The organism is Pseudoclavibacter chungangensis (assembly GCF_013410545.1).
GTDB classification, from domain to species: Bacteria; Actinomycetota; Actinomycetes; order Actinomycetales; family Microbacteriaceae; genus Pseudoclavibacter; species Pseudoclavibacter chungangensis.
The window spans coordinates 396,226-410,583 of sequence record NZ_JACCFV010000001.1; the positions used below are offsets into that span (position 1 = coordinate 396,226).

Genomic DNA, 14,358 nt, shown 5'->3' on the forward strand with positions numbered 1-14,358 from the left:
GCCATTGGGCTCGATGAGCGTAGCAGGCTCGGTGCCGCCGTGGTGGGATTCCGTTCGCCGGGATGCCACGAGGGGCGGGTGCGCATGCGCACCCGCCCCTCGCGGTGTGGCCGGTGGAACCGGCCGTGGGTCAGCCGATCATCGGTTCGACGAGCGTGCTCGTCGGGTGTTCACGACCGCGGCGGCTCCGAGGAGGAGCAGTGCGGCTGCGAGGCCGAGGGGCAGTGCCGCGTCCCATTCGCCGCCCGTCTGGGCGAGGCCGGGGGGCGTGGTCGGCGTCGGGGGCGTCACGTCGTCGATGGTGTTCGTCAGGACGACACCGACGACGGTGCCGTCACCGATCGTGACCGTGGTCGTGTCGAACGACGCGCCGGTCCACTGCCCGTTTGTGATGGCGGCGGGTGTGGCCTCGCTGAGCGTGACGACGGCGCCGTAGGGCAGCGGGTCGGACTGGACGAGGGTCCCGTCCGCGGCGACGACGAGCGTGCCGGAGCCGGCCTCGAACCCTTCACCTGCGGGGTAGGAGTAGTCGACGGTGAACGTCGTGTCGTTCGGCACCAGGACGGCGCCGGAGCCCGAAACGACCTTCTTCACCGTGAACGCGCCGTGCTGCAGCTCGGTCGGGTTGTCGAGGTCGATCGCGACGGTCGTGCCCGCGACGACCGTGAAGCCGTTCTGCGAGAACACCGGGTCGAGCCACTTCACGCCGTCGACCTTGGCCGCGTCGTGTTCCGTGAGCGTGACCACGGCGCCGCCGGGAACGCCCTGCACCTCGACGGGGTCACCGCCGGCGACGACGTCGATCGTGCCGTTCCCGGTGGTGCCGTCGGGCGCCGTCCAGGCGTAGTCGACCGTGAAGGTCGTGCCGTCCGGGACGAGGCCGTTCGCGTCACCCGAGACGGACTTCTGCAGGGAGAAGCCGCCGAGGGTCTCGCTGACGGGGTTCTCGACCGTCACCGCGACGTCCGTGCCGGCACCGATGGTGACCGTCGCGGGCGAGATGACCGGGGTGCCCCAGCCGAGGCCCTCGACCGCGGTCGGGGTGCGCTCCGTGAACGTGACCTGCGCGCCGAAGGGGAGCGCGGGGCTCGTCACCGGGGTGCCGTCGGCCGAGACCGTCAGCGAGCCCGATCCGGCGGCGAAGCCGTTACCGGCCGGGTAGCTGTAGTCGATCGTGAACGTGGCATCCGCCGGGACGAGCGCGGTGGCCGCGTCGGTTCCCGTGATGGTCTTCGCGATCGAGAGCGTGCCCGTGCGCAGTTCCGTCGGGTTGTCGAGATCGATCGCGACGACCGTCCCGTCCTGCACCGTGAAGCCGTTCTCCGAGAAGCGCGGGTCGAGCCACGTGATGCCGTCGATCGCGCCCGGCGTGTGCTCGGAGAGCGTCACCGTCGCGCCGACGGGGATGCCGTCGACCGAGGCGGGGTCACCACCGGCCGTGACCGTGACCGTGCCGTTGCCGGAGCGGTCACCGGACGCGGTCCACGCGTAGTCGACGTCGAACCGCGTGCCCGCGGGAACGAGTCCGGCGCCGTCACCCGTGACGGTCTTCTGCAGCGTGAAGCCACCGAGCTGCTGGGTGATGGGGTTGTCGACCGACACGTGCGTGCCCGTGGAGCCCGAGTCGCTCGCCGTGAACGTCGCGGGAGAGATCGAGGCCGTGCCCCATGCCGCACCCGCGACGGGGTTCGGCGTCCGCTCGGTCACCGTGACCTCCGCACCGACGGGGATCTTCGGGCTCGTGACGGTCGTGCCGTCGACCGGCAGTTCGATCGTGCCCTCGCCGGCCGCGAAGCCGGTCCCGCTCGGGTAGCTGTACTCGAGCGTGACGGTCGCATCGGACGGCACCAGCGCGGCCGCATCACCCGAGAGCGACTTCGATGCCGTGAAGTCCGTGAGGCGGACGTCAGCCGTGTTGGTCAGCGTGACCGGCGTGATCTGGCCACCGGGAAGCGTGAAACCGTTCGTCGAGAACGCCGACGACCAGGTCACGTTGCCCGGCTCGCTCGGCGCGTCCTCCGTGAGCGTCACGACGCTGTCGCGCGGGAACTCGGGGCTCCGCCACGTGTCGCCGCTCGCGACGCTCCAGGTGCCCGTGATCGCGTCACCCGTCGGCGGCTGCACCGAATAGGTACCCGTGAAGAGCTGGTCCGCGGGCAGGTTGACCGCGGTACCGTCCACGGCCTTCTCGATCGTCACGACACCGACGTTCGTACCGATGCCGGTCCCGCCGCCGCCCGCATAGCGGACGTCCCGCGAACTGGTGCCGTCGAGCGTGCCGTTGATGTAGAACTCGACCGTGTTCGAGTAGGTACCGGACGCGCCGGCATCCGCGACGTTCGTGATGTAGAGCACCTGATAGAAGTAGCCCGCCTGCGACGTGAAGTGGATGGTCCCGTCGAGATCGACCGTGTATTCGCTCCGGGGCACGTCCTGCCAGCCCGAGGGGACTTCCACGCCGGCCGCGTTCGGACCCGTGACATTGGTCCGCTGGAGCCTCGGAAGGCTGTCGTCGACGACGAGGGTCTGGTTCCCAGCGGGGGTGTCGCGAACCACGACGTCCTGGCCGCCCACCATGCCCGTCGGCGGAGCCGCGACGTGGGCGTACCACACGATGGTGTTGTTCTGGTAGATGTACGAGCCGTCCTTGCGGTACTGCCAGTCGAGATCGCAGTTCTCGGTGCACTGGGGGCGAGGCTGGATGTTCACCGTCGCGGTGTTCGACCCGAAGTCGAAGGTGTGCTCCGTCGTGGTGGTCGTCTCCGTCGTCACGGTCACCCAGAAGTTGACGTTACCGCGGAGGTTGACGGGGTTCGCGGCCACGTAGGCGGGGTCCATGTCGCACTGGAGCTGTGTGGCGGTGGCCACGCAGTTGGCGATCGTCGCGCCGGAGTCCTGAGCCGTGAGGGTGAAGGTGTCACCCCGGCCGGCCAGGCCGCTGGGAAGGTCGATCGTGAAGCCCGCGGGAGTGGTGGGGTTGTTCGGGAACGACCAGTTGGCGGTCAGGGCGGCCGAGCCGCCGGCCGTGACCGTGGTTTCGACGAACTGGACGTTCGTCACCGTGCCCTGCGTCGTGTAGGGCGGCGCCGCCTGGGCGATCGCGCCACCGGTCAGGGCGAGGACGAACGCAGAGAGCAGCGTGAGGACGAGCCTGAACAGGCGACCCGGTCGGGCAGAACCGACATCGGATTCGGGCATGAAGAAGCCTCCATTGGGGGAATGGGTAGAGGTGGCCCCGAGTCTACAAGAAGTTGAGAATTACGGGAACTTTTGCTGAGGAACGCACGAGAATGTGCCGTTCCGGTCGCCGTGGTGCGATGCCGTCGCGGCGGCCGCACGCCGCGGCCCGATATCCTGCGTCAGCCCTGCGAGGCGCGGTCGAGCTCGTCGATCTCCGACGGGTCGAGCGTGATGCGGGCCGCATCGAGCAGCAGCGGCAACTGGGCGATGTTGCGGGCCGATGCGATGGGGGCCGTGATGCCCGGTTTCGCGAGCAGCCACGCGAGGGCGACGGAGCCGGGCTGCACCTTGAGGCGCCCCGAGATGCCGTCGAGGGCGCGCAGGATCCGCTCGCCGTGCGCGCTCTCGAGGTAGGCACCCGCCCCCGCGGCGCGCGGCGTGTCGGGCCTCGGCGCGTCGGAGCGATACTTGCCCGTGAGGAACCCCGAGGCGAGCGTGGAGTAGGGGAGGACGCCGAGCCCGAGCTCGCGGGCGGTCGGCAGCACCTCGTCCTCGATGCCGCGCTCGACGAGGCTGTAGCGCGGCTGCAGCGCGACCGGGCGGTGCAGTCCCTCGCGATCGGCGACCTCGATCCACTCGCGCATCGCGGCGGGGGAGTAGTTCGACAGGCCGAGGTAGCGCACCTTGCCTGCGTCGACGAGCGCCGACATCGCGGCCGCCGACTCGGCGATCGGTGTCCCGGGGTCCTCCTGGTGCGCGTAATAGAGGTCGATCGCGTCGACGCCGAGCCGGCCGAGCGACCCGTCCACGGCTCGCGCGATGTTGTCGGGTGAGAGGCCGGGGGCCTCGCTCCACATGGCGACCTTCGTGGCGACGACGAGATCGGACGGACGCGTCCGCGCCGCGAGCCACTCGCCGATGATCGTCTCCGACTCGCCACCGCTGTTCCCCGGCACCCACGCCGAGTACACGTCGGCCGTGTCGATCGCGTTGCCGCCGCCGGCGACGAAGCGGTCGAGCACCTCGAACGAGGTGTCCCGGTCGGCGGTCCATCCGAACACGTTGCCGCCCAGCACCACGGGGAACACCTCGAGCGCGTCGCCGAGTGAGCGCCGCGGCGCCTCGCCGGTCGTGGTGGTGTGGTCGTTCGTCATGTTCGTCGAGCTCCTAAGACGGTGCGAACCGGGCACGGAACGGCACCCGGTCGGAATCGTGCCGATGGCAGTGTATTGGCGAGCGGGAATGTGCGCATCCGCGACCCGGCCGTGGCCGGGCGATGTCCGTGGCCGCACGTAGACTCGAGGCCTGATGACGTTGCTTCCACCAGTTTCCGGCGTGACCGCTGATTCCCTGCTCGACGGCCTCAACCCGCAGCAACGGGAGGCCGTCACCTACCGCGGGCCTGCGCTGCTCATCGTGGCGGGCGCCGGCTCGGGCAAGACCCGCGTGCTCACGCACCGCATCGCCGGGCTCATCGCGAGCCGTGAGGCGTGGCCGAGCCAGATCCTCGCGATCACGTTCACCAACAAGGCGGCCGCGGAGATGCGCGAGCGCGTCGGTGCGCTGCTCGGCGGCGCGGCCGAGGGCATGTGGATCTCGACGTTCCACTCCGCGTGCGTGCGCATCCTGCGGCGCGAGGCCGAGCACCTCGGGTACACGCAGAGCTTCACGATCTACGACTCCGCCGACTCGAAGGCGCTCATCCGCCGCATCGTGAAAGAGCTGGAGGCCGATCTGCTCGGCTTCACCGTGCCGAGCGTGCAGGGACGCATCTCGAAGCTCAAGAACGAGCTCGTCGACCCCGACGAATTCTCACGACAGGCATCCGATCGCGATCCGCGCGACGCGATGTTCCTCGACATCTACCGCCGCTACGAGCGCGAGCTGCGTCGCGCGAACGCGTTCGACTTCGACGACCTGCTCGGCCAGACGGTCACGCTGTTCCGCGCGTTCCCGGAGGTCGCGGCGAAGTACCAGCGCCGGTTCCGGCACGTGCTCGTCGACGAGTACCAGGACACGAACCACGCCCAGTACGCGCTCATCCGCGAGCTCACGAAGCGCGTCGAGCCGAAGGACGTGCCGCTCGACACCCGCACCGAGCTCGATGCCGAGGGCGGCATCGAGGGGGCGTCGCTCACGGTGGTCGGCGACTCCGACCAGTCGATCTACGCGTTCCGCGGCGCCGACATCCGGAACATCACCGACTTCGAGCGCGACTTCCCGGGCGCGCGGGTCGTGCTGCTCGAGCAGAACTACCGCTCGACGCAGAACATCCTCGAGGCGGCGAACGCCGTCATCCGCAACAACTTCGACCGGGTCGACAAGAAGCTGTGGTCGGCCGACGGTGCGGGCGAGAAGATCGTCGGCTTCACGGGCTACTCGGGGCACGACGAGGCGCAGTTCGTCGCCGACGAGATCCACCGGCTGCACGACACGGGCGTCGCGTACGGCGAGATGGCCGTGTTCTACCGCACGAACGCGCAGACGCGCGCACTGGAGGAGATCTTCATCCGCTCCGCCGTGCCGTACCGGCTCATCGGGGGCACGAAGTTCTACGAGCGCGCCGAGATCAAGGACGTCGTCGCGTACCTCATGGCCACCGCGAACCCCGCGGACGAGCTCGCGACGCGGCGCATCCTCAATTCGCCCAAGCGCGGCATCGGCCCGGCGACCGAGACGGCGCTGTGGGACTTCGCGCAGAAGCGCGACGTCCCGTTCCGCGAGGCGATGCGACGCGTCGACGAGATCGGCCTCGGCCCGAAGGTGACGCGCGCGATCGTCGAGCTCACGCGGCTGCTCGACGAGACGGCCGCGGCGCTCGATCCCGATCGCCCCACGGGTGCGGCGACGGTCGGCGAGACCGTGCACGCGCTCGTCGCGGGCTCCCGCTACCTCGAGGTGCTCATGGCGAGCGGCAACCCGCAGGACGAGGCGCGGGCCGAGAACGTCGAGGAGTTCGTGAACGTCGCGAAGGAGTACGACAAGAACAACCCCGACGGTTCGCTCGTCGAGTTCCTCACCGAGGTCGCGCTCGTCGCGGCGGCCGACGAGCTCGACGACGAGTCGGGCTCCGTGTCGCTCATGACGCTCCACACCGCGAAGGGACTCGAGTACGACACCGTGTTCCTCACGGGCATCGAGGAGGACCTGATCCCGCACCGCATGGCGGCCCAGGAGCCGGGCGGAGCGGCCGAGGAGCGACGGCTCTTCTACGTCGGCATCACGCGGGCGCGGCGACGCCTGTACCTGACCCTCGCGATGACCCGCGCGCAGTTCGGGGAGTCGGCGGTCGCGATGCCGAGTCGCTACCTCGACGAGATCCCCACCGAGCTCATCGACTGGCGCGTGTCGCCGCTCGACGCGACCTCGCGGGGTGGCACGCAGCCGCGCGCCCTCAACGCGCGGCGGGGCGAGTGGGAGGGGCGGGGCGGACGACGCCCCGTCGGTTCCGAGGCGTACTCGACCGCGGGCGGCTACGGCCGCGTGGGGCCGGGCGACGCCGAGGCCCGGCCGCAGGGCGAGCGCGGCTACTCGTCGGTGCGGTTCCGCGACGCCGACGCGGGACGCGAGACGCGCAACGCATCGAAGCCGAAACAGAAGTGGATCAACGAGGTCACGGGCCAGGTGCGCGACAACTCGGCGATGGAGCTCGAGCGGGGCGACCGCATCCGCCACGTCGACTTCGGCGAGGGCACGATCCGAGCCGTGACGGGCACGGACGCGAAGCGCATCGCGGAGGTCGATTTCGACACGGCGGGGCGCAAGAAGCTGCTCGTGAAGCTCGCCCCGATCGAGAAGCTGTGACAGGCGCGGAGCGCCCCGCGACGCTCGCGGTGACGGCGGGGCGGCCACCCCGTGCGCCGGGCGCGCCCGTGAACCCGCCGATCGTGCTGTCGAGCACGTTCGTCTCGCAGGGTGAGCCCGGCCCGGGCGATCGCTTCTACGGCCGCGGGGGAACACCCGCGTGGGAGCCGTTCGAGGCGGCGCTCGGCGCGCTCGAGGGTGCGGAGCGTCCGGCGGTCGTGTTCTCGTCGGGCATGGCGGCGATCGCCGCGGTGTTCTCGCTCGTCGAGCCCGGCGCGACGATCGTCGTGCCGCGGCACGCCTACCAGACGACCCTCGGGTTCGTCGACGAGCTCGTGGCGCGGACGAGCGGGCAGCTCGTCCGTGTCGACGTCGCGAACACGGCCGAGGTGCTCGCGGCGCTCGACGGTGCATCGCTCGTGCTGCTCGAGTCACCGACGAACCCGATGCTGGAGGTCGCGGAGCTCCCCGAGATCCTCGCCGCGGCGCGTTCGCTCGGCGTTCGGTCGGTCGTCGACAACACGTTCGCGACGCCGCTCGGGCAGCGGCCCCTCGCGCTCGGCGCGGATCTCGTCGTGCACTCCGTCACGAAGTATCTCGCCGGGCACTCGGACGTCGTGCTCGGGGCCGTCGTCGCTGCGGACGACCAACTGGACGGCCTCGTGCGCGCGCACCGCACGCTGCACGGTGCGATCGCGGGGCCGTTCGAGGTGTGGCTCGCGCTGCGCGGGTTGCGGACGCTCGCGCTGCGCGTCGAACGCTCGCAGGCCAACGCCGCCGAGCTCGAGCGACGCCTCTCGACGCATCCGCTCGTCGCCGGGGTGCGCCACCCGAGCCTGCCGGACGATCCCGGGCACGAGCGCGCGTCGCGGCTCATGAACGGGTTCGGCTCGATCCTGGGCGTGCGACCGGTGGGTGGCGCGGCGGCGGCGGACGCCGTCGTGTCGGCGGTCGGGCTGTGGCTGCCCGCGACGAGCCTCGGTGGCGTCGAGTCGAGCATCGAACGACGTCGGCGGTTCGCGACCGAGACGAGCTCGGTGCCCGACGACCTGCTGCGCCTCTCGGTCGGCATCGAGGACGTCGACGACCTGTGGGACGACCTCGACCGCGCGCTGCACGCGTGACGCGTCACTCCACGAGGCCGCCGAACAGGAGCGACACCATCATCGACACGATGACCGTGTTGACGGCGAACGAGAGGAGCACGTTGACGCGGACGAGCGTCCATGCGCGACGCGAGCGGATCGTGGCGGACACGGTCGCGGCCATCGTCGAGAGCAGGATCGCGAGGGTGAGGTAGTCACCGAATCGCGGCTCGTCGGTGAGGGCGAGTTCGATGTGCACGCCGTCCTCGGCGTCGTCCTGCTGTGCGGCGAGGCGGAGGTACTCGAGCGCGAAGGCGTAGACCATGATCGCCCACGAACTCGCGACCGACAGGAGTCCGAGGATCACGAAGAGCAGGTCGTCGCGGAACTGCGGGGTCTGGGCGATGATGATCGTGAGGACGACGGCGACCGATGCGCCGGTCACGGTCCAGGCGAGTGCATCACCGTGGCCGAGCACGCGGACCCACCAGTTGCGGAGGAAGCGCGACTCGGTGCGCGCGGCGACTCGGAGCTCCTGCGGTGTGCGGTTCGAGTACGCGATGTGCGTCCACACGACGTAGCAGGCCATGTAGCACGGCCACCACATGAGGTAGAAGGTGGCGGCGGCTTCGAGTGGCCGCATGATGCCGGCGCGTCCGCCGACGAGGAGCAGCGCGACGAACGCGGCGAACGCGACGACACCACCGATCACCGCGCTCAGGTTCGTCCGCGTGAAGTCGCTCACGTATCGCACAGGCACGCGGCCATGCTCGCACACACGGCCCGCGCGGCCCCGCGCTGTTCCGGGCGATTTCTGGGGTTCCGGGTGCCCCGGAACCCCGGAAACCGCCCGGAACTCGCCCGAGAACTCGGTGCGGAAATCGGTGGGCGGGTGGGTGGGGTGGGGGCGGGGTCAGTTTCCCGTTCGGACGTCGAGCAGGAGACCGTGGGCGCGGAGCTGCTCGTCGAGGGCGCGCGCCGTGTCGTCGAACGCGTTCGACGTCTTCGCGGCGCCGATCGCGCCGCCCTTGAGCGCCCCGCGCGACATCTCGCGGTGGAGCCGCGCGACGAGCGTCCCGTGCTCGTCGACCGAGAACTCGACGACGAACTTCACGTGGAAGTTCTTGCCCGCGAGGCCCCCGAGCAGGAGCGTGGTGCCGAGGCTGCCGCGCTCGATCGCGAGCCCGCCCGCGGGCGTCGACTCGACGCGGAACCCCTGTTGCTGGAGCGCGGCGGCGACGGCACCCTTGCCCGCCACGTGATCGCCCGAGATGAAGTAGTCGGTGTAGCCGGCCATGGTGCTCGCCTTCCGTGCGAAATGTTGCTGCGCCACAGCGTAGGGGAGCGGAGGGCCGGGCGGTGGACGGTCGCCCTGGCGACCTGCATCCGCCGTTCACCGCGGTGAGAGTAGGCTGACCCCGGACGTGGTGCGCCGGCGCAGGGCAGCACTGCCCGACACGGCCATGCTCCGCCACTCTGCAAGTAGTCGAAGCTCATGACGAGCGAACGAACGCGGCCTGGATGAGGTCGCGGATGGGATGAAACGTGGATCTCTTTGAGTACCAGGCGCGAGACGTGTTCGAAGCGCACGGTGTTCCGGTTCTTCAGGGCATCGTCGCGACGACGCCCGAGGCGGCACGCGAAGCCGCCGAGAAGATCGGCGGCGTGACCGTCGTCAAGGCACAGGTGAAGGTCGGTGGCCGCGGCAAGGCCGGCGGCGTCAAGGTCGCGAAGACGCCCGAGGAGGCGTACGAGGCGGCGAAGGCCATCCTCGGTATGGACATCAAGGGCCACACGGTCGAGAAGGTCATGATCGCGCAGGGCGCCCAGATCGACAAGGAGTTCTACTTCTCGGTCCTGCTCGACCGCGCCAACCGCTCCTACCTCGCCATGGCGAGCGTCGAGGGCGGCATGGAGATCGAGCAGCTCGCGGTCGAGAAGCCCGAGGCGCTCGCGCGCATCGAGGTCGACCCCGCGTACGGCATCGACGAGGGCATCGCCGAGGAGATCGCGAAGGTCGCGAACTTCCCCGACGAGCTCGTCGCAAAGGTCGCTCCCGTCTTCGTGAAGCTCTACGAGGTGTACAACCAGGAGGACGCGACGCTCGTCGAGGTGAACCCCCTCGTCCTCACCGAGCAGGGCGACATCATCGCGCTCGACGGCAAGGTGTCGCTCGACGACAACGCCGAGTTCCGTCACGCCGACCACTCCGCGCTCGCGGAGGCCGCCGGCGGCCTCGATCCGCTCGAGCAGAAGGCGAAGGAGCACGACCTCAACTACGTGAAGCTCGACGGCTCGGTCGGCATCATCGGCAACGGTGCGGGCCTCGTCATGTCGACCCTCGACGTCGTCGCGGGCGCGGGCGAGAAGCACGGCGGCCAGAAGCCCGCCAACTTCCTCGACATCGGCGGCGGCGCCTCGGCCGAGGTCATGGCGGCCGGACTCGACGTCATCCTCGGCGACGAGCAGGTCAAGAGCGTCTTCGTCAACGTGTTCGGCGGCATCACGTCGTGCGACGCGGTCGCGAACGGGATCGTCGGCGCGCTCAAGACGCTCGGCGACACCGCCACGAAGCCCCTCGTCGTGCGCATCGACGGCAACAACGTCGAGGAGGGTCGCAAGATCCTCGCCGACTTCGCCCACCCGCTCGTGACGGTCGTCGCGACCATGGACGAGGCCGCCGACAAGGCCGCCGAGCTCGCCGCGGCCGCCGCCTAAGACACGCAGAAGACAGACAAGGACACAAGAATGTCGATTTTCCTCGACGAGAACTCCAAGATCATCGTCCAGGGCATCACGGGTTCCGAGGGCTCGAAGCACGCGACGCGCATGCTCGAGTCGGGCGCGAACGTCGTGGGCGGCACGAACCCCCGCAAGGCCGGTCAGACGATCGAGCTCGCGGGCAAGGAGCTGCCCATCTTCGGCACCGTGAAAGAGGCCATCGAGGCCACCGGCGCCAACGTCACGGTCATCTTCGTGCCGCCGGCCTTCGCGAAGGACGCGATCATCGAGGCCGTCGACGCCGAGATTCCGCTCGCCGTCGCGATCACCGAGGGCATCCCCGTCAAGGACAGCGCCGAGGCGTGGTCGCACGCCGCGGCGTCGGGTGCGACGCGCCTCGTCGGACCGAACTGCCCCGGCATCATCACGCCGGGCGTCTCGCTCGCGGGCATCACGCCCGCGAACATCACGGGCCCCGGCCCGATCGGCCTCGTCTCGAAGTCGGGCACGCTCACCTACCAGATGATGTACGAGCTGCGCGACATCGGTATCTCGACCGCGATCGGTATCGGCGGCGACCCGATCATCGGCACGACCCACATCGACGCGCTCGCCGCGTTCGAGGCCGACCCGCAGACGAAGGCGATCGTCATGATCGGTGAGATCGGCGGTGACGCCGAGGAGCGTGCGGCCGAGTACATCAAGGCGAACGTCACGAAGCCCGTCGTCGGCTACGTCGCGGGCTTCACGGCCCCCGAGGGCAAGACGATGGGCCACGCGGGCGCGATCGTCTCGGGCTCGGCGGGCACGGCGCAGGCCAAGAAGGAGGCCCTCGAGGCCGCCGGTGTGCGTGTTGGCACGACGCCGACCGAGACGGCGAACATCATGAAGGAGATCTACGCCGGCCTGTAGCCGACGACGACCTCCGCGACGGCGGGGCGGCCACCGGGCCGCCCCGCCGTCGGTGTCCGTGCGGGTGCATCGCCGCGAGCCGGTCGGGTGTGCGGGGTGGCGAGCCCGTCCCGTCGCACAGTCGGGATACGCTCGGGGCCGCATGAAGACCCGCGCCCTCGTCCCGCTCATCGCCGCCGCAGACGCCGTGCTGGCGACGCTCGTCGGCGCCGGGATCCCATTCCTCGCCGCCCTCGTGGTGTGGCTCTCGCAGGGCGCGGTCGGCGACGCGAGCACCGTCCTGCGCGCGGGCGCGGCGGTCTGGGCGCTCTCCCTCGGCGGCAGCGTCGACGTGACGCTCGACCCGGTCTGGCTCGGACTCGGGACCGTCGCACCGGTCGTCTTCGCGATCGCGTTCGCGCCGCTCGGCCTCACACTCGTCACCGTCGTCGCCGGCCTGCTCGCGGGATCCCGCCTCCGGGAGGGGACGGGGGCGTGGCTCGCCGCGCTCGTCGGTGTCGTCGCCTTCGCGATCTCGTCGGCCGTCGTCGCGTCGCTCGCCTCGAGCCCGGTCGGCTCCGTCGACGTCGTGCGCACCGCCGCCCTCGGCACGCTCCTCTACGCGCTCGCCGTGCTCGTGGGGGCGCGCGCGTGGGACTGGGAAGAACTCGATCCGCTCCGGGATGCCCTGCGGCCCGGCGGTGCGGCGGTGCTCGGCGGGGTCGTGCACGGCGCGCTCGTGATGCTCCTCGCGCTCGGCGCACTCGCGGTCGTGGTCCTCGCGATCGCGCTCGTGATCGGTCTCGGTCGCGTGCTCGCGGTGTTCGAATCGTTGCACCTCGATGTCGCGGGCGCGATCACGATGGGGGTCGCCCAGTTCGCGGTGCTGCCGAACGCGATCGTGTGGACGGCCGCGTGGCTGCTCGGGCCCGGCTTCGAGATCGGCACCGGCTCGCACGTCGCGCCGACGGGCACCGCGGTCGCACCGATGCCACTCGTCCCGCTCCTCGGCGCGCTCCCGGAACACGTACCGGGCATCGCGATCGCGGTCGTCGCGCTCCCCGTCGCGTGCGGGGTCGCGGGGGCGATCGCGATGCGTCGGCACCCCGCTGCGTCGGCGTACGCCGACGGTTGGACACGGGCCGTCGTGCCGCTGTTCGCGGCGCTCGTCGCCGCGGTCGCGTGCGCGCTGCTCGCCGTCGCCTCGGGCGGTCCGGTCGGGCCGGGCCGGCTCGTGGCGGTCGGACCGAACGCGGCGTGGGTGCTGCTGCTCGCGTTCGTCACCTTCGGGACGGGGGCGCTCGTGGGCGCGTATCTGCCCCTCGCCGAGGACACCGAGGCGGCTGCCGTGGCCGGACGCCGGACCACCGCCGACCGCTCGGGGGGCACGGCCGACACGAACCGGCGCACGGCGAGGACGCCCGCCGAGAGCGGTTCGGGCCGTCCCCGGTCCGGTGCGAGCGGGCGTGGCGAGGCAACGGGCGACACCGGCGAGGGCGTCCGCCGTGGTGCACCGGATCGCGTCCGCGCCGACGACGGCACGGGCACGGGCGGCCGTACGGGCACGGGCGGCCGCACCACCCCGGGAAGCCGGGGCGGGACGAGCAGTCGGAGCGCACCCGGGGGCCGGACCGGGTCGGGAAGCCGGACCGGCGGAACCGACAGGACCGACAGGACCGACAAGAGCGACAGGACCGACAGGACCGACAGGGCCGACAGGACGGGCCGTGCGGGACGATCCGGCCGCGGCGTGACGGACGACCGGACCGCTTCGGCGCCACGAATCGGCTCGCGTGACGGTGCAGGTGCGGCGGGACGCGCGCGTTCGTCGGAGGCCACTCGTCCGTCGCGCGACGGTGACGAGCGCGGCGGGGGGACACGCGATCTCGGCGCGAGCCGGACGGCGGCCGAGCGCGCCACCTCGACGCGCACGAAGCGCCCCCGCCACACGCCGCTCGACGACGGCGAGCCCGACATCTATGCCGGGATCGACCCGCTCGCCGACGATCCGGATTGACCTCACCGCCGCTCCGCGCGCGCCGCGATAGACTCGTCCGGTGCAGAAGCTCGTCGTCCTGATCTCCGGCGCGGGCTCGAACCTCGAAGCCCTCCTCGAGGAACTCGACGCGTCGCGTCGCTCGTCCGAGCCGATCGACGCCGAGGTCGTCGCGATCGGTGCCGACACGCCGTGCGACGGACTCGCGCTCGCCGAGCGCTTCGGGATCCCGAGTTTCGTCGTCCGTCCCCGCGAGTTCGAGGACCGGGCCGCCTGGGGCGACGCCCTGCTCGAGCGCATCCGCTCGTACGAGCCGGACCTCACGATCCTGTCCGGGTTCATGCGCCTCGTGCCGCCGCGCGTCGTCGCGGCGCTCTCGCCCGCGCTGCTCAACACCCACCCCGCGTACCTGCCCGAGTTCCCCGGAGCCCATGCCGTCCGCGACGCGCTCGCGGCGGGCGCGAGCCGCACGGGCGCGTCGCTCATCGTCGTCGACGACGGCGTCGACACGGGGCCCGTCGTCGCCCGCACGCGCATCGATGTGCGCGCCGACGACACCGAGGCCACGCTGCACGCCCGCATCAAGGTCGCGGAACGGCGCCTGCTCGCGGACGCCGTCCGCCGCATCGCCGCGGGTGACCTCGATCTCGCCACGCTCGCCGCCGAGCCCGCCGACGCCGC

The 14,358-nt window shown here is 71.1% G+C and carries 9 protein-coding genes and 1 pseudogene; 6 read left to right on the forward strand and 4 right to left on the reverse strand.

What is annotated here, in order from left to right; translation table 11 throughout:
- Positions 1 to 138: 138 nt before the first annotated feature.
- Positions 139 to 3,198, reverse strand: coding sequence for a DUF5979 domain-containing protein (locus tag HNR16_RS01735; RefSeq protein ID WP_158039329.1), 3,060 nt, complete (start codon positions 3,196 to 3,198; stop codon positions 139 to 141).
- 161 nt (positions 3,199 to 3,359) lie between these two features.
- The gene (locus HNR16_RS01740) at positions 3,360 to 4,334 is read right to left on the reverse strand and encodes an aldo/keto reductase (protein WP_158039330.1); all 975 of its coding nucleotides are present in this window, start codon (positions 4,332 to 4,334) and stop codon (positions 3,360 to 3,362) included.
- Between the two features lie 154 nt (positions 4,335 to 4,488).
- On the opposite strand from HNR16_RS01740, the gene HNR16_RS01745 reads away from it, so the two are divergent.
- Positions 4,489 to 6,984, forward strand: coding sequence for an ATP-dependent helicase (locus HNR16_RS01745; RefSeq protein WP_158039331.1), 2,496 nt, complete (start codon positions 4,489 to 4,491; stop codon positions 6,982 to 6,984).
- Positions 6,981 to 8,108: a trans-sulfuration enzyme family protein gene (locus tag HNR16_RS01750; RefSeq protein WP_158039332.1), complete on the forward strand. Its 1,128-nt coding sequence runs from the start codon at positions 6,981 to 6,983 to the stop codon at positions 8,106 to 8,108. Before HNR16_RS01745 ends, HNR16_RS01750 begins: the two co-directional genes overlap by 4 nt.
- 4 nt (positions 8,109 to 8,112) lie before the next feature.
- Here the strand turns inward: HNR16_RS01750 and HNR16_RS01755 are convergent, their stop codons facing one another.
- A complete protein-coding gene (locus tag HNR16_RS01755; RefSeq protein ID WP_158039333.1) occupies positions 8,113 to 8,829 on the reverse strand; it encodes a DUF1345 domain-containing protein in 717 nt (238 codons plus the stop codon).
- 153 nt (positions 8,830 to 8,982) lie between these two features.
- Entirely contained in the window at positions 8,983 to 9,366 is a 384-nt protein-coding gene (locus HNR16_RS01760; RefSeq protein ID WP_158039334.1) for a hypothetical protein, read from the reverse strand.
- Between the two features lie 248 nt (positions 9,367 to 9,614).
- Here HNR16_RS01760 and sucC point away from each other — a divergent pair, with 248 nt between their 5' ends.
- From sucC to purN, 4 genes and pseudogenes are all read left to right on the forward strand, one after another.
- On the forward strand, positions 9,615 to 10,787 hold the full coding sequence (gene sucC, locus HNR16_RS01765; RefSeq protein ID WP_158039335.1) for an ADP-forming succinate--CoA ligase subunit beta: 1,173 nt from the start codon (positions 9,615 to 9,617) through the stop codon (positions 10,785 to 10,787).
- Positions 10,788 to 10,817: 30 nt separating this feature from the next.
- Complete coding sequence (gene sucD, locus HNR16_RS01770) at positions 10,818 to 11,702, forward strand: succinate--CoA ligase subunit alpha (RefSeq protein ID WP_158039336.1); 885 nt, start codon at positions 10,818 to 10,820, stop codon at positions 11,700 to 11,702.
- 142 nt (positions 11,703 to 11,844) lie between these two features.
- The gene (locus HNR16_RS18535) at positions 11,845 to 13,698 is read left to right on the forward strand and encodes a cell division protein PerM (protein ID WP_158039337.1); all 1,854 of its coding nucleotides are present in this window, start codon (positions 11,845 to 11,847) and stop codon (positions 13,696 to 13,698) included.
- 40 nt (positions 13,699 to 13,738) lie between these two features.
- Positions 13,739 to 14,338: pseudogene (purN, locus tag HNR16_RS01780) on the forward strand (phosphoribosylglycinamide formyltransferase); the annotation flags it as partial.
- Between the last annotated feature and the right edge of the window lie 20 nt (positions 14,339 to 14,358).

Bases quoted from the DNA above. Each gene is read 5' to 3' on its own strand.
- HNR16_RS01735 (WP_158039329.1), bottom strand. From the start codon at position 3,198: ATGCCCGAATCCGATGTCGGTTCTGCCCGACCGGGTCGCCTGTTCAGG.
- HNR16_RS01740 (WP_158039330.1), bottom strand. From the start codon at position 4,334: ATGACGAACGACCACACCACCACGACCGGCGAGGCGCCGCGGCGCTCA.
- HNR16_RS01745 (WP_158039331.1), top strand. From the start codon at position 4,489: ATGACGTTGCTTCCACCAGTTTCCGGCGTGACCGCTGATTCCCTGCTC.
- HNR16_RS01760 (WP_158039334.1), bottom strand. From the start codon at position 9,366: ATGGCCGGCTACACCGACTACTTCATCTCGGGCGATCACGTGGCGGGC.
- sucD (WP_158039336.1), top strand. From the start codon at position 10,818: ATGTCGATTTTCCTCGACGAGAACTCCAAGATCATCGTCCAGGGCATC.
- HNR16_RS18535 (WP_158039337.1), top strand. From the start codon at position 11,845: ATGAAGACCCGCGCCCTCGTCCCGCTCATCGCCGCCGCAGACGCCGTG.